This window comes from Prevotella sp. TCVGH (assembly GCF_023522295.1).
Taxonomy (GTDB): Bacteria; Bacteroidota; Bacteroidia; order Bacteroidales; family Bacteroidaceae; genus Prevotella; species Prevotella timonensis.
On the sequence record NZ_QFFX01000045.1, the window covers coordinates 1 to 24,500 of the forward strand.

The 24,500-nt window shown below is 41.2% G+C and carries 16 protein-coding genes, 2 tRNA genes and 1 pseudogene; 3 read left to right on the top strand and 16 right to left on the bottom strand.

What is annotated here, in order from left to right; translation table 11 throughout:
* Nucleotides 1–396 precede the first annotated feature (396 nt).
* The 5 genes from asnS to DEM91_RS08945 all read right to left on the bottom strand — a co-directional run bounded on the left by asnS (nucleotide 397) and on the right by DEM91_RS08945 (nucleotide 5,996).
* Nucleotides 397–1,791, bottom strand: coding sequence for an asparagine--tRNA ligase (gene asnS, locus DEM91_RS08925; RefSeq protein ID WP_195253375.1), 1,395 nt, complete (start codon nucleotides 1,789–1,791; stop codon nucleotides 397–399).
* A 127-nt stretch (nucleotides 1,792–1,918) separates the two neighbouring features.
* Nucleotides 1,919–3,331: a pseudouridine synthase gene (locus tag DEM91_RS08930; protein WP_195253404.1), complete on the bottom strand. Its 1,413-nt coding sequence runs from the start codon at nucleotides 3,329–3,331 to the stop codon at nucleotides 1,919–1,921.
* 161 nt (nucleotides 3,332–3,492) lie between these two features.
* The gene (gene purB, locus DEM91_RS08935) at nucleotides 3,493–4,839 is read right to left on the bottom strand and encodes an adenylosuccinate lyase (RefSeq protein WP_249858683.1); all 1,347 of its coding nucleotides are present in this window, start codon (nucleotides 4,837–4,839) and stop codon (nucleotides 3,493–3,495) included.
* A 329-nt stretch (nucleotides 4,840–5,168) separates the two neighbouring features.
* Nucleotides 5,169–5,243: transfer RNA gene (locus tag DEM91_RS08940), tRNA-Val, on the bottom strand.
* A gap of 678 nt (nucleotides 5,244–5,921) precedes the next feature.
* Nucleotides 5,922–5,996, bottom strand: a tRNA-Val gene (locus DEM91_RS08945).
* A gap of 128 nt (nucleotides 5,997–6,124) precedes the next feature.
* On the opposite strand from DEM91_RS08945, the gene trpS reads away from it, so the two are divergent.
* Nucleotides 6,125–7,114 (top strand): tryptophan--tRNA ligase, encoded by a 990-nt coding sequence (gene trpS / locus DEM91_RS08950; protein WP_249858684.1) that lies wholly within the window; start codon nucleotides 6,125–6,127, stop codon nucleotides 7,112–7,114.
* A 410-nt stretch (nucleotides 7,115–7,524) separates the two neighbouring features.
* Here the strand turns inward: trpS and DEM91_RS08955 are convergent, their stop codons facing one another.
* The 11 genes and pseudogenes from DEM91_RS08955 to DEM91_RS09005 all read right to left on the bottom strand — a co-directional run.
* On the bottom strand, nucleotides 7,525–8,679 hold the full coding sequence (locus DEM91_RS08955; RefSeq protein ID WP_025072875.1) for an OmpA family protein: 1,155 nt from the start codon (nucleotides 8,677–8,679) through the stop codon (nucleotides 7,525–7,527).
* 170 nt (nucleotides 8,680–8,849) lie between these two features.
* Complete coding sequence (gene mutL / locus DEM91_RS08960; RefSeq protein ID WP_249858685.1) at nucleotides 8,850–10,664, bottom strand: DNA mismatch repair endonuclease MutL; 1,815 nt, start codon at nucleotides 10,662–10,664, stop codon at nucleotides 8,850–8,852.
* A gap of 14 nt (nucleotides 10,665–10,678) precedes the next feature.
* Nucleotides 10,679–10,975, bottom strand: a complete 297-nt coding sequence (locus DEM91_RS08965; RefSeq protein WP_249858686.1) for a hypothetical protein — start codon at nucleotides 10,973–10,975, stop codon at nucleotides 10,679–10,681.
* The gene (locus tag DEM91_RS08970) at nucleotides 10,972–12,639 is read right to left on the bottom strand and encodes an OstA-like protein (RefSeq protein WP_249858687.1); all 1,668 of its coding nucleotides are present in this window, start codon (nucleotides 12,637–12,639) and stop codon (nucleotides 10,972–10,974) included. The genes DEM91_RS08965 and DEM91_RS08970 overlap by 4 nt, the downstream gene beginning before the upstream one ends.
* Nucleotides 12,640–12,647: 8 nt before the next feature.
* A complete protein-coding gene (locus DEM91_RS08975; protein WP_249858688.1) occupies nucleotides 12,648–14,117 on the bottom strand; it encodes a peptidylprolyl isomerase in 1,470 nt (489 codons plus the stop codon).
* 40 nt (nucleotides 14,118–14,157) lie between these two features.
* The gene (locus tag DEM91_RS08980) at nucleotides 14,158–15,585 is read right to left on the bottom strand and encodes a peptidylprolyl isomerase (protein WP_410525639.1); all 1,428 of its coding nucleotides are present in this window, start codon (nucleotides 15,583–15,585) and stop codon (nucleotides 14,158–14,160) included.
* Between the two features lie 55 nt (nucleotides 15,586–15,640).
* Nucleotides 15,641–17,128 carry an IMP dehydrogenase gene (gene guaB / locus DEM91_RS08985; RefSeq protein ID WP_102188665.1) on the bottom strand — a complete coding sequence of 496 codons (1,488 nt, stop codon included), beginning with the start codon at nucleotides 17,126–17,128 and terminating at the stop codon, nucleotides 15,641–15,643.
* A gap of 173 nt (nucleotides 17,129–17,301) precedes the next feature.
* Entirely contained in the window at nucleotides 17,302–19,479 is a 2,178-nt protein-coding gene (gene recQ, locus DEM91_RS08990) for a DNA helicase RecQ (protein WP_008124428.1), read from the bottom strand.
* Nucleotides 19,480–19,606: 127 nt separating this feature from the next.
* Complete coding sequence (gene clpX / locus DEM91_RS08995; protein WP_249858689.1) at nucleotides 19,607–20,851, bottom strand: ATP-dependent Clp protease ATP-binding subunit ClpX; 1,245 nt, start codon at nucleotides 20,849–20,851, stop codon at nucleotides 19,607–19,609.
* A gap of 10 nt (nucleotides 20,852–20,861) precedes the next feature.
* A complete protein-coding gene (gene clpP, locus DEM91_RS09000; protein WP_008124424.1) occupies nucleotides 20,862–21,527 on the bottom strand; it encodes an ATP-dependent Clp endopeptidase proteolytic subunit ClpP in 666 nt (221 codons plus the stop codon).
* Between the two features lie 132 nt (nucleotides 21,528–21,659).
* Nucleotides 21,660–21,836 (bottom strand): annotated as a pseudogene (locus DEM91_RS09005) (trigger factor); the annotation flags it as partial.
* Between the two features lie 528 nt (nucleotides 21,837–22,364).
* On the opposite strand from DEM91_RS09005, the gene DEM91_RS09010 reads away from it, so the two are divergent.
* Nucleotides 22,365–22,667, top strand: coding sequence for a cupin domain-containing protein (locus DEM91_RS09010; protein WP_195253205.1), 303 nt, complete (start codon nucleotides 22,365–22,367; stop codon nucleotides 22,665–22,667).
* 4 nt (nucleotides 22,668–22,671) lie between these two features.
* Nucleotides 22,672–24,225 (top strand): PAS domain-containing protein, encoded by a 1,554-nt coding sequence (locus DEM91_RS09015; protein WP_249858690.1) that lies wholly within the window; start codon nucleotides 22,672–22,674, stop codon nucleotides 24,223–24,225.
* The last annotated feature ends 275 nt before the right edge of the window (nucleotides 24,226–24,500 follow it).

Sequence of the window (24,500 nt, forward strand, 5' to 3'; positions counted from 1 at the left end):
TCATCATTATCGTCACTATGAGGGTCTACGTCTGCTACCCTCTGTCTGTGAAGAGATAATAATTCAGCAGACCCTAAATAAAACAATAAAAATTAAATATATACTTATTATTCAAAGACGCTTTGATTTTCCCGTAGGAATCCAAGCTATCTGATTTTTTTACGCCAATGATTGTTCATTATGTACATAGTAACCTATTACAGGCAAATTATCTTGGTGCAAATATAGAGATAAATATTAAAACAAACAAATAAAAATCTTCTTTTTTAATATTTAGACAAGTTTTTTTATTTAATCTCTCATTTACACGCAAAATAACACGTTATTTTTTCACTATATGTGCCGTTCTCACTATATAATAAGGTATCGGTGTGAAATATCATCAGATGGATTTGTTTAGAATTCTGCACTCTTGGGTGTGCGTGGGAAAGGAATCACATCTCGAATATTTTGCATTCCCGTAACAAAGAGGATGAGACGTTCGAAGCCTAATCCAAAGCCACCATGAGGGCAAGAACCAAATTTACGAGTATCAAGATACCACCACATATCTTTCATAGGGATGTGGCGACGCTCGATTTCGCCCAGCAGCTTTTCATAACTTTCTTCACGAACCGACCCTCCGATGATTTCACCAATCTGTGGGAAGAGCACATCTGTACCTTGAACCGTTTTGCCATCTTCGTTGATTTTCATATAGAAGGCTTTGATTTCCTTCGGATAATTGTACATGATGACAGGTTTCTTAAAGTGGTGTTCCACCAAATAGCGTTCGTGTTCACTCGCCAAATCCATTCCCCATGATACAGGATATTCGAACTTTTGTCCGCTCTTTACCGCTTCTTCCAAAATCTTGATGCCTTCGGAATAATCAAGTCGCACAAAGCTACCACTTACAACGCTCTGCAATCGTGTCAACAAGGTTTTGTCAATCATCTTGTTTAAGAACTCAAGATCGTCCTTACAATTGTCCAAAGCCCATTGCACACAATACTTGATAAATTCTTCTTCAATGCCCATCAGATCATCCAAATCTGTAAAAGCAATTTCGGGTTCAATCATCCAAAACTCTGCCAAATGGCGAGGGGTGTTGGAGTTTTCTGCGCGGAAAGTTGGTCCAAAGGTATAAATCTGCCCTAAAGCGGTGGCACCCAGTTCACCTTCCAACTGTCCTGAAACGGTGAGCGATGTCATTTTTCCAAAGAAATCATCATCATATTTCACCTTTCCTTGTTCGTCGCGCGGTAAATTATTCAAATCTTGCGTAGTTACTTGAAACATCTCACCTGCTCCTTCTGCATCCGAGGCAGTAATAATAGGTGTATGGAAATAAAAGTAACCATGGTCGTGAAAATACTTATGTATAGCGATTGCCATATTGTGGCGAATGCGCATCACCGCTCCGAAGGTGTTGGTGCGCAAACGCAGATGTGCATGCTGTCGCATATATTCAAACGACTGCCCTTTTTTCTGCATTGGATAATCGTTGCCACACAAGCCATAAATCTCAATTTCTTTTCCTTGAATTTCTACGGTTTGTCCTTGTCCTTGACTTTCCACCAAAGTGCCAGAGACACATAAGCATGCGCCTGTTGCTATGTTTTTAAGTGTTTCGGGGTCTATTGTTTCTGGATCAACGACTATTTGTACGTTCTTAATCGTTGAACCATCATTCAGTGCTATAAAGTGTACGGCTTTACTACTGCGATGAGTACGCACCCAACCTTTTACCAGCACTTCTTGATTGAAGTCTGTACTCTGAAGGACATCAATAATTTTTGTACGTTTCATTGTTTTTTTAGTTTACGAGGTGACAAGTTGACGAGTTGACGAGAGAACTATAAAAATAGGAAACTACATGACTATATAACTATATAATTAGAAAATTAGCCAACAATCGAACTTACCCTCTTCTGTTTTACTCAAATGCGCCCATTCTCAGCATATCTACTTCCTGAGCGGTGAGGAATCGCCAATCGCCACGGCGCAGATTCTTTTTGGTTAAACCTGCAAACTGCACTCGATCCAATTTAATAACTCGGTAGCCCAAGCTCTCAAAGATGCGACGCACAATGCGATTTTTACCACTATGGATTTCTATTCCTACTTGATTTTTCTCTGTCTCATCTGTATATTCTATGGCATCTGCATGGATTTCACCATCTTCTAACTCAATTCCCTCAGCAATTTGTTGCATATCGTGCGCAGTTACATTTTTATCTAAGAACACATGATATACTTTCTTCTTTAGAAACTTAGGATGAGTTAATTTGCTTGCCAAATCCCCGTCGTTGGTAAATAAAAGTACTCCTGTGGTGTTTCTGTCTAACCTACCCACAGGATAGATACGCTCAAGACAAGCATTTTTCACTAAGTCCATGACCGTTTTTCTTTGTTGCGGGTCATCACTGGTGGTCACGTAATCCTTGGGCTTATTCAATAGCACATATACTTTCTTCTCTAAAGAAACAGGCTGATCGTGGAACACCACCTCATCTGAGCGTAGGACTTTCGTTCCCAATTCTGTTACAACTTCGCCATTTACCTTCACTACTCCAGCTTGGATAAACTCATCAGCCTCACGCCGACTACATACACCCGCATTTGCCAAGTATTTATTTAATCGAACAGGAACTGTCGGATCGATATGCTCTTCATTATATTCAATCCGCTTCTTCAAACTATATTTTGCATTCGGGTTGTAGTTAGAAGAATGTTGACGATAACCTCCTTGCTGGTAACCGCCTCTATTGTATCCACCCCGATTTTGATAATTGCCACGTGGTTGATACCCTCCTCGATTGTAACCTCCCTCACGAGAGTATCCACTCTGACTATCATTGTTGTTATAACGTGGGCGATAACCACCCTGACGAGACTGATATCCATTCTCGCCATCATTGTTGTATCGTGGGCGGTATCCACCGGACTGTCGGGATGAATAACCTTCGTCTACATCATTATGGTATCGAGGGCGATAACCTTCCTGTCGACGTGACTGATAGCCACTTTGGTAGTCACGACGATAACGAGAGCGATATTCTCCTTGCTCATTATTCGAATAACGAGGTCGATAAGGACGCGAAGGAGTTCTTTCTACATTATTATTTTCTAAATTATTCCCAAAACCCTCTGGGCGAAAGCCACTCTCACTTGTTGGTCTACTCATCCGTTCACCATCATAAGGACGTTGAATGCGACGACGAGGTCTTCGCTCACCGTAACGAGCATCTCTTTCATTATTTCCCGAAGGCCTTTGGTAAGTCTCACGACTTTGATTGCCCTGCTCTAAGGATTGCTCCTGAAAATTCTTTTCTAATTCTGAATCCATCATTTTTAATCAACTTTTCTGTGTAAATAATTAGCCTCACGGCTGATTTTGATATATTTTTATTTTCTGATTTTATTATCGTAATAAATAGGTCTGAAAAACCGAAACGTTTAACGTGCCGTCCATCTTTCAAAGGCGTCACTGCTTCTCCCCTTTCACACTTACACACCTGTGTAATTATGTGGTGTAATCGCCAGCAGTTCTTTTTTTATTTCGTCACTTACATCCAAATTCTGAATGAACTCATGGATGGTCTGTTCGGTCATCTGGTGGTTGGTACGTGTCAATGCTTTCAACGCTTCGTATGGATGCGGATAGGCCTCGCGACGCAAAATGGTTTGGATAGCCTCTGCGACCACTGCCCAAGTTTTATCCAAATCTTGATACAGTTTGTCTTCGTTCAAGATAAGCTTGCGTAATCCCTTCAATGTGCTCTGAAGGGCTATCATTGTGTGTCCTATTGGAACACCGACATTACGCAACACCGTAGAGTCTGTTAAATCACGTTGCAACCTGCTCACTGGCAATTTCTGAGCCAAGAATTGTAAAATGGCATTGGACATGCCTAAATTACCCTCGCTATTTTCAAAATCTATCGGGTTCACCTTGTGGGGCATAGCACTCGACCCAACTTCTCCTGCTTTGATTTTTTGCTTAAAGTACTCCATGGAAATATACATCCAAAAGTCTCTATCCATGTCTAATACAATAGTATTGATACGGCGCAAAGCATCAAAGAAAGCCCCCATGTGGTCATAATTACTGATTTGGGTGGTGTATTGCTCTCGCTGCAAACCCAACTTCTCCTGCACGAAGCGATTACCAAAATCCTTCCAGTCGATAGCAGGATAAGCCACATGATGTGCATTATAGTTTCCTGTAGCACCGCCAAACTTAGCACTCATCTTACAAGTCTCGAGAAGCGATAACTGTTCACGAAGTCGATAAACATACACCATGAGTTCTTTGCCCAAACGAGTTGGCGAAGCAGGCTGTCCATGAGTTTTTGCCAACATTGGCACGTCCTTCCATTGCGCAGCATAGGTTTCCAACTGTTCTACCAATTCTTCAATACAGGGAATCAGCACTTCATGCAGCGCCTCCTTGATAGACAAAGGCACACTGGTGTTGTTAATGTCTTGTGAAGTAAGTCCAAAGTGGATAAACTCTTTGAACGTTTCCAACCCACCTATTTTATCAAACTCTTCTTTGAGGAAATATTCAACCGCCTTGACATCGTGATTGGTCACCTTTTCTATATCCTTTACACGTTGTGCAGAAGTTTCATCAAACTTTTGATAAATGTCTCGAAGCCTCGGGAACAAAGAATGATTAAAGTTTTGGAGTTGAGGTAACGGAAGTTCGCAAAGGGCAATAAAGTACTCTATTTCCACGCGTATGCGATAGCGAATGAGCGCATATTCTGAAAAATAATCTGCCAGTGCAACTGTTTTGCTGCGATATCTCCCATCAATGGGCGAAATGGCGGTTAAAGCGTCAAGTGTCATTATCTTATTATGTATATTTCCTAAAGGGTAGCACCAGCCCAAAACAATCGAACTGTCTTCATTTGCAAAGATGCATCCTATTTTCTGTAAAGATTGCACGAGCCGAAGACAGAGAAAGTTTACATTCTTTGTTAAGGCGCAGCCTATCTTCTGCAAAATTACACATTTTAATCGATAACATCATCAACTTTTTGATATTTTAATAGAAAGTTTATGAAACAATAATTTTCGTAGAAGCCTGTTGCGAGAAGCTTAAATAAGAATGTTTAGTCGAAGATGAACGCCAACAAAAAAGTTCTGTCTTCCACCAACGACAGAACTTTAAGAAGTGGGCGTTGACGGATTCGAACCGCCGACCCTCTGCTTGTAAGGCAGATGCTCTAAACCAGCTGAGCTAAACGCCCTTACTTTTTGTAGTAAGCGAGTGCAAAGATAAATGCTTTTTATGAAACTCACAAATATTTTCCAAAGTTTTTGCAAAACTTTTTTGAACATCCTCAGCTCTTCCATGGAAGAGTAATATTTTTACAACGAAAAGAACGCCCCAAAAACAAGCCTGTATCATATTGGGTATTACCCTACATGGAAGGACAATATATGCTGAATTTTCTTTACAAAGTGCCTCTCATAACTCGCGTGTAAACAACCAACGGCACAATTGGTCGCAAATACGCTAAATATGAGCGATGTTCATAATTCATTGTTGTTGAGGATATTATACAAAATCCACTTCTTTTCATTCCTATTTTTACCATTTATTTGCAGCTAAAGCATTGCTCTAAGCTTGGAATTTGCATGCTTTAATGCTCTCATAGTATGTGAATAACACCTCTAATGAGTGCTTTCAAGACCGTTAAGTCAATGTTCTAACTTTATGAGACGATTTATTTGTTAAAATCAGCACATTCTTGTCCATCGTTTGCCTATTAAATTTTTCTATTTTGAAGATTTTGGATGGTCGTTTTTTGGTAAAATTACAGGACAAACACAAGGAATGCCGTTATGAAGATATCACAACTTTCGAGAGGACAAGACAAAAAAATTCCCTGCAATCTCGAAAGATTACAAGGAAACACCCCTTGTGGGCGTTGACGGATTCGAACCGCCGACCCTCTGCTTGTAAGGCAGATGCTCTAAACCAGCTGAGCTAAACGCCCTTACTATTTGTAAGCGGATGCAAAGGTATGCCATTTTTAGATAACTACCAAACTTTTGAAGATATTTTTTGTTGTGCACCCTATTTTTCTGTATCTTTGTAGCACAATAACATAAAATATAAAAGAGAATGAAAGAAAAAGTAGTTAGCGGAATACGTCCTACAGGATTTTTGCACTTAGGCAATTATTTCGGCGCAGTAAAAAGTTTCATAGAGATGCAAAACAGTTATGACTGTATGTTCTTTATTGCAGACTGGCACTCATTAACCACTCGCCCAAAGCCTGAGGATATACAGAAAAGTGCACGCGTAATTCTTGCTGAATACTTAGCTTGTGGTATCGACCCTGACAAAGCACCTATCTATATACAGAGTGATGTAAAAGAAACTTTGGAGTTGTACTTATACCTTAACATGAACACCTATATTGGCGAACTGGGACGTGTGACAACTTTTAAGGAGAAAGCCAGAAAGCAACCCGACAACGTGAATGCTGGTTTGTTTACTTACCCCACTCTGATGGCAGCAGACATTCTACAGCATCGCGCAAAGAAAGTGCCCGTGGGCAAAGATCAAGAACAAAACATGGAAATGGCTCGAAAATGTGCTGCACGTTTCAACCGCATTTATGGTGTTGAGTTCTTCCCAGAGCCAGAGAATTTCTATTTTAACGCACAGGCGTTAAAAGTACCGGGACTGGACGGAAGTGGAAAAATGGGAAAAAGCGAGGGCAATTGTATCTATTTGCATGATGATGACAAGACGATAACCAAGAAGGTGATGAAAGCTGTTACCGACAATGGACCACAGGCTATCAACAGCGAAAAGCCAGAAGTGATAGAGAATTTGTTTACATTCTTGAAAATTGCTTCCACACAAGACACCTATGATTATTTTAATGAGAAATGGAACGACTGTTCCATACGTTATGGCGACTTAAAAAAGCAAATTGCGACAGACCTCTGTGCTGTGGTAGCGCCCATCCGTGAGAAAATTCAGGAATATATGGGCAATGCAGAACTACTCGATAAGATTGCAAGAGAAGGAGCTGACAGAGCCAGAGAGAGTGCAAGTGCAACCTTACAAGAGGTGAGAAGTATTATCGGTTTCAGAAAATAAGAAATAGCACACAAGCGTTAGCAACAGCTTCGCTGCAACAATAAACCTATAACGCGAGAGGGGATTCATGGTTGGCATGAGTCCCCATTTTTGTTTGACAATAGCAGTGCCCTAACAGTATTATCAACAGCAAATGACACAAACACTGGATGCCCTAACAGCACCTACATTGGATGACTCGAGGTTCTCAATGCGTGCGAAACACAACGCATGCGTAGGCTTTGAGATGATTGCCGAATCGGAAGGTAGAAGAAAGAAAGTATCCTGTTTGTAAAAATCGATTCGTAAAGACCATTATTATACAAAGGTCACGCTACCAGCTTACGAATAGTCTTTACACAAAATAAGGGTGAGCCATTACAGCACACCCTTATTTATTGTTTGATTTAAAAAATCTTTGTTAATTACGCTTATTCGGTAATCTTAACAGTAGCACGACGGTTGAACGAGATTGGAGAAAGCTCATCAACACCACCATTACCCTTGGTAGAGATGTTGTCACGGCTTACACCCATCTTAACGAGTTCGTTAGCAACGGTCTTAGCACGCTCTTCTGACAACCACTGGTTGTGTGCTGGCTTACCTGTTGCGCTATCAGCATAACCATTAACTTCCAACTTGCAGTTGTTCTCCTTAGCATACTTAGCAACAGCCTGTACGTTTACGAGATCCTTCTGAGAAGCGATGTTTGTCTTGTTGAGATTGAAGAATACAGAAACTGGAGTAGTAACAAATTCCTTCACAGCAGGAGTCTCTACTGGCTTTTGGTTAGCCAACATATCCTTCAGACGTGCATTTTCAGCATTAGCATCGTTGAGCTGTGCATTCAAAGCATCAATTTGTGACTGAGACAAAGCCTTGATAGCGTCAACATCAGGAGTCTTATCCCAAGATGCCTTACCCAAGTTGAATGTCAAGCCGAGTTCTGCATAAAGATTGTTATCGTGTGATTCCCAACCACGTGTAGCAATAGTAGTTTCATTACCACCATCAATATCAGTTTCCAAACGATTCCAACCAGCCTCTAAATGAAGAGAAACATGTTGACCCAAGCGGAATGTATTCAAGATACCTGCGCTTAAGTCCATTGCGTACAAGTTGTGTGTCATTGTGCGACCAAAGCCTGCACCTGCAAATGGGATGAAGTTCCAAACACGATTTGGATTATAACCACAAAGCATATTGCTCAAATTGAACAATGCATGCTCGTTCAAAACCCAATATTTGTTGTCATCTCCAACAGGTTTACCTGCCTTGTCAGCATACACGGTCTTACCCCATACACCTTGAATCTTTGTACGAAGACCAAGTCCTGGTGTAAACCATTTACCTACTGCAAGAGCAACACCTGGTTTTGCACGGAAATCTTTTAACGGACTTCTATCCAAACCATGTCCATGCTCTTCACTTGAATACCAAGCATTCCAATTTCCACCCACCTGGATAAACCAGTTGCTCCAGAATGAATTGGTTGCTACACTGTACTTCAGTACAGGATCTGCGTCTTGTGCCATTGAGCACATTGAGACACCGGCAAATGCCAATACAATCAATAATTTTCTCATAACCTTTATTTATTAAACAATTAAAATTTGACTTTATACTATTGGCACCAAGTGCCTTGTCGGGAACAAAGATAATAATAAAAATTAAATGATATCACTTTTTCCTCATAAATTAGTAATTTTAATAAAAAAAAACAACGATTTTAGCGTTTATCCTTTTATTTTTAACGTTACGAGTCTAATAACAGCTCTATTTTCTCCTGTTTAAGGATGTGTAAAATAGATTTACCATCGGGTGTATAATTTACATTTTGACAACCAAACAAGCTATTGATAAGATTTTCCATTTCCTCATTGTTCAACACTTGTCCAGTCGGAATGGCTGCGTGTTTGGCTAAACTCAACGCCAATGCTTGATGAATTTCATGGACAGCATTAGAATCTTTTTCTAACGCAGAGGAAAGCATGTCGTGAACGAGTTGCACCATGTTCAACCCTTCAATTCCAGCAGGAACAGACTGAATGGCATAATCACTATTACCCATTGAGGTGAACTCAAAACCCATGGCGATAAAATCGGGCATCATCTTTGGAAAGATGATTTGCTCTGCTGGGCTTAGCTGGATTAACTCTGGGAACAGTACTTTCTGGGCGTACTCTTTTCCCTCTTTCATCTGTTGCAAGTAGCGCTCGTATAAAATCCTGACATGCGCTCGATGCTGGTCAATAATCATTAAGCCAGATTTGACAGCAGTCATTAAATATTGTCCTTTATACTGATAATGTACGGGAGATTTATCTTCTATCAAAGAATTTTGGACGTTTTGCTGTAACCCATCTGAATTGAACAAAGCAATATTTTCAGGAGTTTGTTCAAGTCCTTCATACAGTTTCTCCCAATCTGACGACGCATGAGGAGATGGCATCGGAGTCTGTTGGAAAGGATTGTAATTTGGATTTGTCTGAACGTGAGGGGCTGCAGTGGCATCACGTTGACCACTATAAACAGGTATGTCGGGCTGTCCTTCATTATTAAATTCAATCGAAGGCACTTCTTTGAATAAGCCGACAGCCTCTCTTACTGCAGCAAAAACAATTTGAAAAATAGCTTGTTCATTCTCAAATTTGATTTCTGTTTTGGTAGGATGAATGTTGACATCTATCTCTTGAGGATTGAGTTCAAAATAGATAAAATATGGAACTTGATCGCCTTGAGGTATCAAACGCTCAAAGGCATTGAGAACCGCTTTATGAAAATAGGGGTGTCGCATATACCGCCCATTCACAAAGAAATACTGCTGTACTCCTTTCTTCTTGGAAGATTCTGGCTTCCCTACAAAACCAGAAATTTTACACATGGTAGTATCAACCGAAACAGGTAGCAAATCTTGGTTGATACGCTTACCAAAAATATCAACAATTCGTTGTCTTAAAACGCAGGGACGTAAATTTAGGAGTTCAGTACCATTACTGTGTAAGGTGAACGCTATCTGCGGATACACTAAAGCGATACGCTGGAAAGCAGTAACAATGTGCTTGAGTTCTGTCGTATTTGACTTTAGAAAGCGACGACGTGCTGGAACATTATAAAATAAATTTTGAACTAAGAAGTTGCTACCCGTAGGACAAGCACACGGTTCCTGTCCTTTGACTTTAGAGCCAGCAATCGTCAAAGAAGTGCCCAAGTCGTCATCTTCACGACGTGTCTTTAACTCAATTTGAGCGACAGCAGCGATAGAGGCTAAGGCTTCACCTCGAAACCCCATCGTCTGGAGAGCAAACAAATCCTCGGCTTGACGAATCTTGGAAGTAGCATGGCGTTCAAACGCCAAACGTGCATCTGTGCCAGACATGCCCTTCCCATTATCAATCACTTGAATAGAGGTACGACCAGCTTCAACGACCAACACATCAATAGCTGAAGCGCCAGCATCTACCGCATTCTCTACAAGTTCCTTAATGACACTTGCGGGACGTTGTATCACTTCACCTGCTGCTATTTGATTAGCAACGACATCGGGTAAAAGTTGTATGATATCTTTCATTCGTGTAATTGAAATTAGAAGTTAGCAGGGGTTACTAAACTGGAAGTCACAAATAACAGTAAAACTATGAGTATCACCAAACAGAACAGCCCCACCAAGAGGAATGTAAAATGAGAGGATTGTTTTTGTCTCGATGACTTCCTAAACAAGCCTTGTATCGAAGAAGGAGAACTATACGATGAGTTAAGCTCACTCTTCTTATCTGCCGTCATGGCACGCTGTTGGATTTCTTTTAGCCGTTCTTTTCTTTCATCCACATAAAGGTAGTGATGCTGAAAGCCTCGAGGCTTTGGCGATTGGAACATGCTCATGGCTTTTCCTCCTTCACTTGACGTAACTTCTGTAAAGGTGCTTCCACGCGTGGTCTATATTTGAGTTCTGTCCCTTGGCTCTTTCCCTTCCAAACGAAGACATCATCTTTGCTCTTCGGACGGATGTCATCATGCCATGCAAAAACAGGCAACTTGAGTTTTGCTGGTGGAATCTGCGACATAGGATACGTGGTGCCTACCGCTTTGGGTGTCCATATCCTTTCTAATTGTCGTTGATCTGCAAAATACATTTTCATGGTATCTGTCTCCAAATAATTCATCATCACCAAAGAACTATCTTTGTCGTCCATGGGATAGAAAATAGACATCACATTACTAATTGCCAATGCGCGCCTAATTTGACCGTCTGTAAAGTACGCATGCATCTCCTTAGCAGATAGCTGATTATAATGTTCCTCCGCATCTGCTTTCTCTACTGATAAAGCCTGTCCAAACACATGCGCCTCCCTAACGGTGCTGTCATTCATAAATAATTGAATGTACTCTCCCAACAACTGTCTATTATTATTCCATACAATCGGATCTTGATACATATTTAAGCACGAATCCCTTGTACTAAAGACCAACGAATCGCACACGGCTTGCAAGTCATTCCGATAGACACTGACTTTGTGATAAGCATGCACTTGGCGATACATGGAGTCCGTATCAAGATGAAAGCTAAACAACTTGAGCGTATCGCCATGAAGATATAAAGTATCTTTCCGTGAAAAATCTGTGACTAATGCTTTGTTCGTCGCATATCCATAGCCTGTCTTTTCGTTGTATTCAAGATAATTGCCACGTAAAGAGTTTTTATTTTTACGGTCAACAAAAATGACATCACCATATCCATTACTCTGTCCAGACTTACTATCATAATATAAGGTGTCGCCCGTAATTGTCTTGTCTCCATCAACAATCGTTGAACGTCCATAGAGTTGCGCCTTATCTGTTTTGGTATGAAAGATTGCATCTTTTGTCTCAGTGACACTCGACTTCGTGGTTATCTTCGAGGGTCCCAACACATGGGCTATCGATTTTTGCGTGTCATAGTGAAGCGTGTCTGTGGTCACCAACCTGTTCTCACTTCTCAATTTTACGTGATAGTAGAACACAGCCTGACGAGTTTCAGTGTTATACTCACCCCAGTCTGCCACCAAACGGTCTTTCCCATCAATCAAGGTTCCGCCTTCATAGAAATAGGCAGTCTGATAAAGTCGGTCGTAATCCAAACTGTCTGTTAACAAAGTCTGTCGCCGATGTTTTAACACTACGTTTTTTCTGGCACGCATCATCTGTTCTTGTCCATCGTAATCAGCTCGTTCTGCTGTTAACGACAAAGTGTCGCCTTGGACAAATCGAACATGCCCAAAAGCTTTCATTGAATTGTCAGCCTCATAAAAGTAAGCGCTGTCACAAGTTAATCGCGCTCCCTGATGGCGAAAGGAAACCTTACCTTTTAAGATTTGTGCTTCTGGATTTGGTCCATACATATCATAGCTCAATTCGTCCGCATGCAAGAGTTCGACGCGATTGGATTTCTTCGCTTTCTTTTTTTGATGACGCTGTGCTGGTAGCGATTGTACCATACAAAGTCCAAACAGGCATAGAGTCATGATGAACGTGAATCTATGCCCGCTTTTCAAAAATGATATAATCATTTGATGTATCATTTTACCCAACCCTCATATTCATACTCACCATTTTTATAGCGGTCTTTCATACGAACATAGGTTTGCTTGATTTTATTGACCACCCAGTTATGTATGAACTTCTGTCTCTCCTTAGCGAGTACAATATTCTTCATCACTTGATAATCTTCTGTTATCGTTGCTCGGTGACCTTCAACGCGATTGCGCAACCTTACAATGGCACAAACCGTTTTACCACGTTTATCAATCATCCTAAAAGCTGGTGAGACATCCCCTACTTTCATCCCCTCGATTTGTCTCGCTACTTCTGTTGGCAAATCCTTCATCTGAAAGCGTGAACTTAAATTCCCAGTTTGCATATCTACAAAGGACATCAGCCCCCTATTGTTGCGCGTATCCTTATCATCAGAAATATAGGTGGCAGCCTCACCAAAGGACAAAGACGGAGCATGCTGGTCGGAAGACAATCTAAACGTGTCGGCACGCAGCTCCGTAGCAACAGAGTCAAGACGCACCAAAACCTTATGGACTTCTTCGTCTGACACCTTTGGCTTTAACAAGATATGGCGTACCTTTATTTTATCGCCACGCTTGTCTATCAACTGAATGATATGATAACCAAACTCTGTCTCCACAATCTTAGAAATCTTCTTTGGATCCGTCAAATTAAAAGCTACATTTGCGAAGTCAGGATCTAACATCCCTCGTCCCATATAATCCATCTCGCCACCTTGTCGTGCAGAGCCTGGGTCCTCAGAATATAAGCGAGCTAATGTGGCAAAAGAGGTTTCTCCCGAAGTGACACGATTGGTAAAATTACGCAATTCATTTTTCACACGGTTAATCTCCTCTGGCAGAATCTTTGGCTTTCTGGTAATAATCTCTACTTCTACTTCTGTTGGAACAAATGGAATACTGTCAGCTGGTAAGTCCTTAAAGTACGCACGAACATCTGAGGGTGTTACTTTTACATCCTGTACCAGTTTTTCCTGCATATTCTGTACCAACAAGTTATTTCGGAAATCATCACGCAATTGTGAACGCATTTGCGAAATAGTCTGCCCTCGGTAAGCTTCCAAGCGTTCTGCTGAACCGCCAGCCATTTCTATCCAGCGATTAATCTGTCTTTCGATGCTTGCTGTTACTTGTGCCTCAGGAATCTCAACAGAATCGAGTTCAGCTTGATGCAAGAAAAGTTTTTGAACAGCAATATGCTCAGGAATCGAGTAATCTGGATTCCCTTTGAACTTGATACCCTCTGCCTCCGATTGTAAGCGTGTCATCTCTACATCTGACTTCATGATCGGTTCATCTCCGACCACCCATATCACTTCATCAATCACACTGTTTTCAGGCATTTGCGAAGTATTCGTCTTTACAGAATCCGTTTGGGGCTTCGCTAATTGGCGATTGCGAGGACGAGCACTCATACTCACAACTATCAACAGTGCGATAAGTCCACAAGCTATTTTAATTTCTTTCTTCATTCTTCCTTTACGTATAGATAATCAATAACCATTAACCATATTATGGGTGCTGATTCACCGTTGCAAGTATGTCACGACGAACTGATATAGGATATTTCCTACGCAATCGTTGAACCCATTGTTTCTCTAACTCTTCTTGGTAATCTGCTACAACTTGCGCCTCCACATCTTGATAGCATTGGGGCTTTTTCAGCTTTTTACCATAAGTTGCCGCATAGGGAAAGTCTGTAAGCGGCTTAACTTGACCTTTCGTCTTAAATACATGACAATCCACCAATGGATGATCTCCCCTCTTAAAGATATTTTTATCTACAGAGACGCGAATAGTACTGTCTTGGTTGAAAGTTTGCTGTATCACCTTCGTCCACTCTTCAAATGGAACATGTCTTACGGCTTTCCTCACCGCTTTTATATCTTTCTTATTTTTTGTATAATAAGCAATGCCTTTGAATCTTAGTTGTTCCCACTTGTATCGCTTTCTATTTTGACGGAAGTACTCATTCAATGCCTGTGCATTGTTTTGTGCTTTTGAAAAAATTTCGCGCGTCATTACTTCAAACAGCAACAAACCATCATGATATTCTTTTATGAGATACTTGAGTTGTGGATTCTTAGCTACCAGCTCTTTACGCTTTTGAGCAAGAATATCATCCTCCGTCACACCAGAACCAGCATGCTCAATCGCTGTCTGTATCTTCTTTGAAATGAGTTGGTCACGGATGCCACGCTGTTCAATAAACTGAAGTATCTCTGTCTTCAGAGAATCGTAAGGAAAAAACGAACGCTTGTCTTTCAATAAGATAATATGGTAACCTGCGGGCGTTTGTACAGGCTTACTTAACTCACCTTTTTTCATTGAAAAGATGGCTTTATCAAACTCTTCCAAAGTTTGTCCTCGTTCTAACCAAGGTAATTCTCCACCGCGAGAAGCAGAAGCACGGTCATCAGATACTCGTTTAGCTAACTCGCTAAAGTTTGCCCCTTTACATAAGGCACGATATACCGAATCGGCACGCTGTTCAGCAATACGCCTATCTGCTTCTCCTGCTGTTTGCTTGAGAGCGATAAGAATATGTGAGACCTTCACCAATCCCCCTGAGGCATTGACACGATTAGCTGCTTGCTGATAAATCTCGTGCGCTTTCTGCTCCACATCAGCATCCGTAATCATTGTCGGTTTGATTTGTGCGTCACGATACATCGCAAACTCCTTTTTGAAGCTGCTAAGCGTATCTAATCTTGCTTCTTCGGCTGCAATAACCTTTAGCTGATAATTGATAAATAAGTCGACATATTCGTCCACACTTTTTTTATCAATAACACCTTCTGCATTGTTCTTGTTATACGAGTACTCGAACTCAGAGCGATGAATATTCTTCCCATTGATAGTCATCAATATGGGGTCATCTTGCTGAGCCAACACAAGGCTACAGCAAGCAAGCATCACCGCTAAAAGGATATTTTTCATTTTCATCATTCGTTCGAGCTAAGTAAGGAAAACACTCACACGGGAGTTACCTTTCTTATAATTCGTGAGGACTATAGTTAGGAGCTTCACTGGTAATAGTAATATCATGCGGATGACTTTCTAACACACCAGCATTCGTAATGCGGACAAACTTGGCATCATGGAGGTCTTGGATTGTTTTAGCACCGCAGTATCCCATTCCTGACCGAAGACCTCCCATCAGTTGATACACAATCTCTTGTACCGTCCCTTTATATGGAACACGGCCTGCAATGCCTTCTGGTACCAACTTCTTGGCGTCAGTCGTATCGCTTTGGAAATAACGGTCTCTTGAACCATTCTTTTGTTCCATTGCCTCTAAGCTACCCATTCCTCGATAGCTCTTGAACTTACGTCCATTAAAAATAATGGTTTCACCAGGACTCTCTTCTGTTCCTGCAACCAATGAACCAACCATGACAGAGCTACCTCCTGCTGCCAATGCTTTGACAATATCGCCAGAATAGCGCAAGCCTCCGTCAGCAATCAATGGCACCCCTGTGTCTTTTAAGGCGGCATAGACGTCGTAAACGGCGGACAGTTGTGGCACACCTACTCCCGCAACTACACGTGTTGTACAGATAGAACCGGGACCGATACCAACCTTCACGGCATCAGCGCCATTATCCACCAACATTTTTGCAGCTTCGCCAGTGGCTACATTTCCTACAACGATATCAACATGAGGGAAAGAAGACTTTGCTTCTCGCAATTTTTCAACAACTCCCTTGGAATGACCATGAGCCGTATCAATCACCACAGCATCTGCTCCTGCCTGAACCAAAGCATTTAAGCGCTCCATGGTATCAATTGTAACGCCAACACCTGCTGCAACTCGAAGACGACCCTTTTCATCTTTACAAGCCATCGGTTTGTCTTTCGCTTTCGTGATATCCTTATAAGTAATCAGTCCCACTAACTTATTTTGATTGTCCACCACAGGGAGCTTCTCTATTTTATGCTCTTGCAATATTTGTGCAGCATCACTTAGATTAGTCTTCACGTGCGTGGTTACCAAATTCTCGCTGGTCATCACTTCATCAATCGTTTTATCCAAACGACGCTCAAAACGCAAATCGCGGTTGGTAACAATTCCTACCAAATGATTTTCGTCGTCTACAACGGGGATACCTCCAATATGGTAATCACGCATCATGTTCAGTGCGTCTTGCACCGTACTGCCGCGTCGAATCGTTACAGGGTCATAAATCATTCCATTCTCTGCACGCTTCACAATTGCTACTTGGTGAGCTTGTTCGTCAATAGACATATTCTTATGAATCACACCAATACCTCCTTCACGTGCAATTGCAATCGCCATTGCCGATTCGGTAACGGTGTCCATAGCAGCTGTTACGTAAGGTACATTCAAATCGATGTGACGTGAGAACTTGGTTTTCAACTCAACCTCTTTGGGTAAAACTTCAGAATAAGCAGGGATTAAAAGGACGTCATCGAAAGTAAGACCGTCCATCACAATTTTATCTGCAACAAATAATGACATATTGGGTACCTTTTATAAAATTTATTGCGTGCAAATTTAACAATAAAAAATCATATCAGTCGTCATTTTTCCGTTTTTCTCAAGCATTTAATTGTATTTAACTCGTTTGCCCGACGAACCCTATGATTCATCGGAGAGATAAATAGAAAAGTCACAACTGGTGTACAAGCACTCTAATTGGCTAACTCCGAAATAAATTTAATACGTACAAGTCGCAACTCGTCCTCACTGTACTGGTCGCCCAGTTCTTCCATGGCAACTTTCAAACCATCTGTCTCACTCTCCATAAAGTAATCGTAGAGATCGTCCACATGGTCTTCGTCCATGACATCTTCCAAGAAATAATCGATGTTGAGCTTTGTACCACTGTAGACAATTGCTTCCAATTCGTCTAACAATTCATCAAAGTCTAAGCCCAAAGCATTCGCAATATCATCTAACGCCACCTGACGATCGATACTCTGAATGATTTTCACCTTGAGCATACTCTTCTTTGCTACGGTGCGGACACGCATCTCTTCGGGGCGTTCAATCTCATTTTCATCGCAATGAGATTTTATCAATTCCACGAATTTTTTACCATAGCGTTTTGCTTTACCCGCTCCTACACCTTGAATTTGCTGTAGCTCCTCCAACGTCACGGGATATACGGTCGCCATTTGCTCCAATGACACATCTTGGAAAATGACATATTGCGGAATGTTCATTTTCTTGGACATCTCTTTCCGCAGACTCTTTAGCATCTTAAAGAGTCGTGGGTCCAACACGCCGCTCCCTCCTTCTTGGAGCTCGTCTTCATCGTACGCACTAAATTCATTGTCCAAGGCTATCATAAACGACACGGGCTTCTTCATGAATTTCTTACCTGCAGCCGTCACTTTCAAGACGCCATAATTCTCAACTTCTTTTTCTATATATCCTGCAATGATACCTTGCCGAATTACAGGATTCCATACTTTAGAATCTTCATCCTCACCCGCACCAAATTCTTCCAATTCATCATGTTTGTGCGAAACAATATCTTCTGTAGGATTTCCTGTGATAAAATCGACGAGATAATCTTGTCTGAAGTTTTCTTTGAGTACCAAAATGGCTTTCAAGGCTATCAGTAAAGCTTGTTTCGCCTCTCGCCGCTCTTTGGGATGCAAGCAATTATCACAACTATGACAATTCTCTTGCAAATATTCCTCTCCAAAATAGTGCAGCAACATCTTGCGGCGACAAACCGAAGACTCTGCATAAGCTGCTGTTTCTTGCAGCAACTGTCTACCTATATCCTGCTCGGCTACAGGCTTTCCCTCCATAAACTTCTCCAGTTTCTTCAGGTCTTTTTGCGCATAGAAGGCAATGCAAATTCCCTCGCCACCATCACGCCCTGCACGACCCGTTTCTTGGTAGTAGCCTTCCAAACTTTTCGGAATGTCATAATGTATCACGAAACGCACATCTGGTTTGTCAATCCCCATTCCAAAAGCAATGGTTGCCACAATCACATCAATTCGCTCCATCAAGAAATCGTCTTGCGTCTGTGAGCGTGTGACACTATCCAAACCAGCATGATAAGGAGCTGCCTTGATATTATTCGCTTTCAAGACTTCGGACAATTCTTCTACTTTCTTACGAGACAAGCAGTAGATGATGCCACTCTTTCCCTCATGTTGACGGATAAACATGATAATCTGTTTATCAATATCCGACGATTTTTGGCGTATCTCATAATAGAGGTTGGGGCGATTAAAAGAACTCTTAAACTCTCGTGCATCCGCAATTCCCAAGCTACGCTTGATATCTGTACGAACTTTATCCGTAGCCGTAGCCGTCAAAGCAATCACAGGTGCATCGCCTATCTTGTTAATCGTGGGACGGATATTTCGATACTCTGGTCTGAAATCATGCCCCCATTCAGAAATACAATGCGCCTCATCGATGGCATAAAAAGATATTTTAACCGTTTTGAAGAACTCGATGTTTTCTTCCTTATTTAAGGACTCTGGAGCTACGTATAACAACTTGGTTCGCCCTGCACGAACGTCATCCATGACTTGTTGTATGGCAGCTTTGTTCAAAGACGAGTTTAAGAAATGTGCTACTCCCTCCTCTTCACTAATTCCATTGATGACATCCACTTGATTTTTCATCAAGGCTATCAGTGGAGACACAACAATGGCAGTACCCTCCATGAGCAAGGAGGGCAACTGATAGCATAGGCTCTTTCCTCCACCTGTGGGCATCAATACAAACGCACTATTACCTGCTAAAAGGTGATTGATGATAGCCTCCTGTTCGCCTTTGAAAGAATCAAAGCCAAAGTAGAGTTTTAACTTTTCTGTAAGATTAACTTTTTTCGCCATAGTGTCTCATTAGATTCATGATAGTTATTATAACGTCAAGAGGTAGGATTTATCATACAGCTCTTACTTCATCGGTCATCCCTGTTGTAACTCGGAGCAAGAGTCCCTTTCCCCGAGTTCAACGAGGTTATTCACCCAACTTATTCAAGTTGGCTTTATTCAATTGTTTTTGCGCATAGTCGAGTGTTACCTCAAAAGACTTAGTGCGCTTTGATGGTATTTCAAACATGGCATCCATCATCATCGATTCCACAATAGAACGGAGACCACGCGCACCTAACTTATATTCTACCGCCTTATCGACGATAAAGTCAAGTGCTTCGTTTGCAAAAGTAAGTTGGATTCCATCCATCTCAAAGAGCTTGATATATTGCTTTACAATTGAGTTCTTGGGTTCCACTAAAATCTTCCGCAAGGCTTCTTTATCCAATGGATTCAGATAGGTCAACACGGGTAAGCGACCAATAATCTCGGGAATCAGTCCAAAAGATTTCAAATCTTGTGGCAAGATGTATTTCATCAAATCTCCCTTATCAATTTTGCGAACATGTTGTACCGAATTATATCCAACGACATGCGTATTTAGTCGCTGCGCTATTTTTCGCTCAATGCCATCGAAAGCACCGCCACAGATAAACAGGATGTTCTTGGTGTCCACGTGGATATAGTCTTGGTCGGGATGCTTGCGTCCTCCCTTTGGCGGCACATTCACCATAGTGCCTTCGAGCAGCTTTAGAAGTCCTTGCTGCACACCTTCACCACTGACATCACGTGTTATAGAGGGATTATCGCTTTTGCGTGCAATCTTGTCAATCTCGTCAATGAACACAATTCCGCGCTCCGCAGCAGCCACATCATAGTTGGCTACCTGCAACAGGCGCGACAAGATACTTTCCACATCCTCTCCCACATAGCCAGCTTCTGTAAACACGGTGGCATCTACAATGGTGAATGGTACATCGAGTAGGCGCGCTATCGTTTTGGCAAGCAGCGTCTTACCCGTACCCGTAGAACCTACCATGATGATATTACTCTTCTCTATCTCAACGCCATCTTCATTCTTTGGTTGTTGCAACCGTTTATAATGGTTGTACACTGACACCGAGAGATAGCGTTTGGCGTCATCCTGCCCAATGATATAGTCATCCAGATATTTTTTTATCTCTTTGGGCTTAGGAACTTTTTTCAGTTGAAAGGGTTCGTCTGCAGCATGCTTTTCTTTTGCCTCGCCCGAAAGTCCAGCCGACTCTACGATAGAATAAGCCGCTTGGACACAAGCGTCACAGATAAATCCACTCTGTCCTGTAATCAATAAATCTACTTGGTCTTCACTTCTTCCACAGAAGCTACATTTCTTTTTGGTCGTTACCATCTGTCTCTGTTTACTTCTTCCTTACCAACACCGTATCAATCATACCATATTCTTTTGCTTGCTCAGCATCCATCCAATAATTACGGTCGGAGTCACGATACACCTTTTCATAAGGCGTATGTGAATGGTTGGCTATGATGGTAAAAAGTTCCTTCTTGAACTTAATGATTTCCTTCGCCTCAATCTCAATATCCGAAGCTTGACCTTGCACGCCACCTAAAGGTTGGTGTATCATCACCCTACTATGTGTCAATGCACTACGCTTGCCTTCTTGTCCTGCCACCAGCAACACAGCCGCCATAGATGCTGCCATACCCGTACAAATGGTGGCTACATCCGAGGTGATAAATTGCATCGTATCATAAATGCCCAACCCTGCAGTAACGCTGCCACCAGGACTGTTGATATAAATCGAAATATCCTTACCTCCGTCTACGCTATCCAAATAGAGCAACTGTGCCTGCAAAGTATTGGCAGTATAGTCGTCAATCTCCGTACCCAAGAAGATAATGCGATCCATCATCAGACGAGAGAACACATCCATCTGTGTGACATTCAATTGGCGCTCTTCCAAGATATATGGATTGAGGTATCTTGCCTGGCTCTTGATGACATCATCGAGAGTCATGCCATTCATTCCCAAGTGTTGGGTGGCGTATTTTCTAAAATCGTTCATTTTATTTTTACCTTATTTTTATTATAATATAAAAGAGGTTATCGACACTTCTAAAAACCTCGATTATACAAAGTTAATAAAAAAAGTCGATAACCTCTTATTACAAGAAGTTTTTTTTATTAAAAAAATGCGTTATTTCTCTTCAAACATTTTATTAAAGTCGTCGAGTGAAATTTCTTTCTCATTCAATTTCACTGACTTTTTCAAGGCTTGTGTCAGCTTCGAGTCGATGGCACGGTCTACGAAAGCATCTACACTCTCTTGTTTTTTCAACAAATCGTTGACATAATTCTCGACATACTCATCGGGAAAGATACATTATTCTTCCGAAATATATGTTTTCAAACCTTACATAAAATCTTCAAAAACATACGTGTCAGCTTTCATAAATCTTACATCATTTTTTTGGGTTTATTTCGATTTTAAAATAAATTGAGTATATTTGCATTATCAAGAAAAAGCAATGTTTTCCGTAAGCGAAATCCTCCAACTTCGAAAGAGGAAACAAAGAAGGAAACGGCATTGAACTATAGCCAACAAACCTTTGCAATTCCTTCTTATAGAACGTAAAAATGAATTTTGACGCAAAACATATTTAAAAGCCTGTGGCTCAATTCGTCGGGGAAGCATTTTACGCTTATCAACGTGTCCTACGAGCAGACAGAGCCAAAAGCCAAAAAAGGCAAAGGCAAAACCAACGTTCAAATCTAATGAAGGAAATAGCTAAAATGGTGACGATGGACTTTAATCAAATTTTCGGAACGATGGTTTTTATCGGCGGTCACATCGTACCAAATATTACATTAAGATTATAAACTCTAATAAAAAACAAGAATTATGAAACAATTAATTAACCCCATTGGACAGAAAATCAATACTTTAGGTAAGGTAATTAACAACAAGGAACTCATGCTTGTACACTTGCATCTAAAAAGTGGAGAACAAATACCTTCACACGACCATATAGGACGGGAAGTATTCTTCACCATAGTGAAAGGAACTGTGGAGGTTACTCTTAACGATACCGAGGTACATCGTATCAGCACAGGCACTGTTCTACATTTCCCCGGCGAAGCTCATATAAGCGTAAAAGCCATAGAAGAGAGTGATTTTTTCGTTTACCTCATCAATAGACAATAATGCTATGGATATGAAAAAATATTTGCCGAGTGTAGACCTTGAAAAACTTAGCAAAATACTCGAGATCAAAGAAGCATACCAACGAGGAGATATTTCATTAGAAGAGGGCAGAGCCCGAATAAGAAAGCAAGTTGGGAAAATCCGTCCTTATGAAATAGCATTGGCAGAACAGGAACTCAAAACCATTGAAGAGAATGAGTGCCAAAAGGAGGATATTCAAAAGATGATTGAGCTGTTTGATGAAGTGATGGACACCAGTCGGCCAAATCTTCCTCTCGATCACCCTATCATGTGCTACTACAGGGAGAACGATGAAATGCGTCGCCTTATGCTCTCCATAGAAGATCTTGTACAATATCCGATTATCAAGAATCAGTGGATCGAATTGTACGACCAAATAGCGGCTTTTCGCACTCACCTTTCACGTAAGCAGAACCAGCTCTATTCCATACTCGAACAGAAAGGATTTGACCGCCCCACGACTACGATGTGGCTGCTCGATGACTTTGTGCGAGACGAAATACGTGATGCTAAAAAACTTATTGAGGAAGATAAAGAAGAAGAATTTTTGGCAATGCAGCCTACCATTGTGGCAGATGTGCGGGATCTTTTACAGAAAGAAGAATCTGTACTCTACCCAACTGCTTTGGCAATGATTACTCCCAAAGAATTCGAACAGATGCGTTCGGGAGATTACGAAATTGGCTTTGCATGGATTGATGTAGAAGGATTCCAAAATGCGGATAAAACAGTAACCCAGCCAACAACAGCTCCTGACGGTTTTGTCTCAGAACTATCTGCGCTTCTTGCTAAATATGAGCTTGGAGGAAACGACACAGACCGAGTTTTCGACGTCACGACAGGCAAACTTTCTCTCGAACAAATCAACCTCATATACAAGCATCTTCCTGTAGATATATCCTATGTAGATGAAAACGAACTTGTTCGTTTTTATTCAGATACCAACCACCGCATCTTCCCACGCAGCAAGAATGTTATCGGACGTGATGTGAAGAACTGTCATCCGCGCACCAGCGTCCACCTTGTTGAGGAAATTATAGCCAAATTCCGTTCGGGTGAGCAGGATAGTGTCGATTTTTGGATTAACAAACCAGGTGTGTTCATCTATATATATTATGTAGCCGTGCGTGATGCAGAAGGAAGATTCAGAGGTGTACTAGAAATGATGCAAGATTGTAGTCGCATTCGTGAGCTTCAAGGTTCACGAACACTGCTAACCTGGTCGAATGACACACAAGTAGTAAAATCAAAGGAGGCGCAAAACTGTACTCCAAATGATACGTCTGTTACAAAAGAAGGCTCGACAATAGAACTCTCTGCCGACACTCGCTTACAGGATTTGTTAAAAATTTACCCACAGCTACGGAAAGATTTGCCAAGTATGAACTCAGCTTTCAAAATGCTCAATTCTCCTCTTGCACGCATCATCATTCCTAAAGCAACCATTGCCATGATGAGCAAACGCAGTGGGGTTCCTCTTGATGACATTCTTTCTACATTAAAAGAACTCATCGCTAAATATAAGAGGGAGAAATAAATTTCTTATCTTAGAATAACCAAAAAACGAGAGAGTGCAGACTACAAACTGCACTCTCTCGTTTTTTTTATTTCATAGCCATCTCAACTCAATGTCAGAGGTAACAAGGTGTTTTTATTCAGATTTCATTGATCCATTTTTTGTCTACTCGAAGCTCACGAAACAAAGCAGAGGTCAGCAAATCATTATCTACTGCATTTCATAACTTCTATGTTGCTTTCCAAATAATTGGAAAATATTTGTAATTTATTAACTGTTCATTATCATTCACTTAG

Excerpts from the sequence above, each read along its gene's own strand:
- DEM91_RS08930 (WP_195253404.1), bottom strand. The coding sequence starts at position 3,331 with ATGGATTCAGAATTAGAAAAGAATTTTCAGGAGCAATCCTTAGAGCAG.
- recQ (WP_008124428.1), bottom strand. The coding sequence starts at position 19,479 with ATGGCGAAAAAAGTTAATCTTACAGAAAAGTTAAAACTCTACTTTGGC.
- mutL (WP_249858685.1), bottom strand. The coding sequence starts at position 10,664 with ATGAAAGATATCATACAACTTTTACCCGATGTCGTTGCTAATCAAATA.
- clpP (WP_008124424.1), bottom strand. The coding sequence starts at position 21,527 with ATGAACGATTTTAGAAAATACGCCACCCAACACTTGGGAATGAATGGC.
- trpS (WP_249858684.1), top strand. The coding sequence starts at position 6,125 with ATGAAAGAAAAAGTAGTTAGCGGAATACGTCCTACAGGATTTTTGCAC.
- DEM91_RS08955 (WP_025072875.1), bottom strand. The coding sequence starts at position 8,679 with ATGAGAAAATTATTGATTGTATTGGCATTTGCCGGTGTCTCAATGTGC.
- DEM91_RS08965 (WP_249858686.1), bottom strand. The coding sequence starts at position 10,975 with ATGAGCATGTTCCAATCGCCAAAGCCTCGAGGCTTTCAGCATCACTAC.
- DEM91_RS08980 (WP_410525639.1), bottom strand. The coding sequence starts at position 15,585 with ATGAAAAATATCCTTTTAGCGGTGATGCTTGCTTGCTGTAGCCTTGTG.
- DEM91_RS09015 (WP_249858690.1), top strand. The coding sequence starts at position 22,672 with ATGGATATGAAAAAATATTTGCCGAGTGTAGACCTTGAAAAACTTAGC.
- guaB (WP_102188665.1), bottom strand. The coding sequence starts at position 17,128 with ATGTCATTATTTGTTGCAGATAAAATTGTGATGGACGGTCTTACTTTC.
- DEM91_RS09010 (WP_195253205.1), top strand. The coding sequence starts at position 22,365 with ATGAAACAATTAATTAACCCCATTGGACAGAAAATCAATACTTTAGGT.
- DEM91_RS08970 (WP_249858687.1), bottom strand. The coding sequence starts at position 12,639 with ATGATTATATCATTTTTGAAAAGCGGGCATAGATTCACGTTCATCATG.
- asnS (WP_195253375.1), bottom strand. The coding sequence starts at position 1,791 with ATGAAACGTACAAAAATTATTGATGTCCTTCAGAGTACAGACTTCAAT.
- DEM91_RS08975 (WP_249858688.1), bottom strand. The coding sequence starts at position 14,117 with ATGAAGAAAGAAATTAAAATAGCTTGTGGACTTATCGCACTGTTGATA.
- purB (WP_249858683.1), bottom strand. The coding sequence starts at position 4,839 with ATGACACTTGACGCTTTAACCGCCATTTCGCCCATTGATGGGAGATAT.
- clpX (WP_249858689.1), bottom strand. The coding sequence starts at position 20,851 with ATGGTAACGACCAAAAAGAAATGTAGCTTCTGTGGAAGAAGTGAAGAC.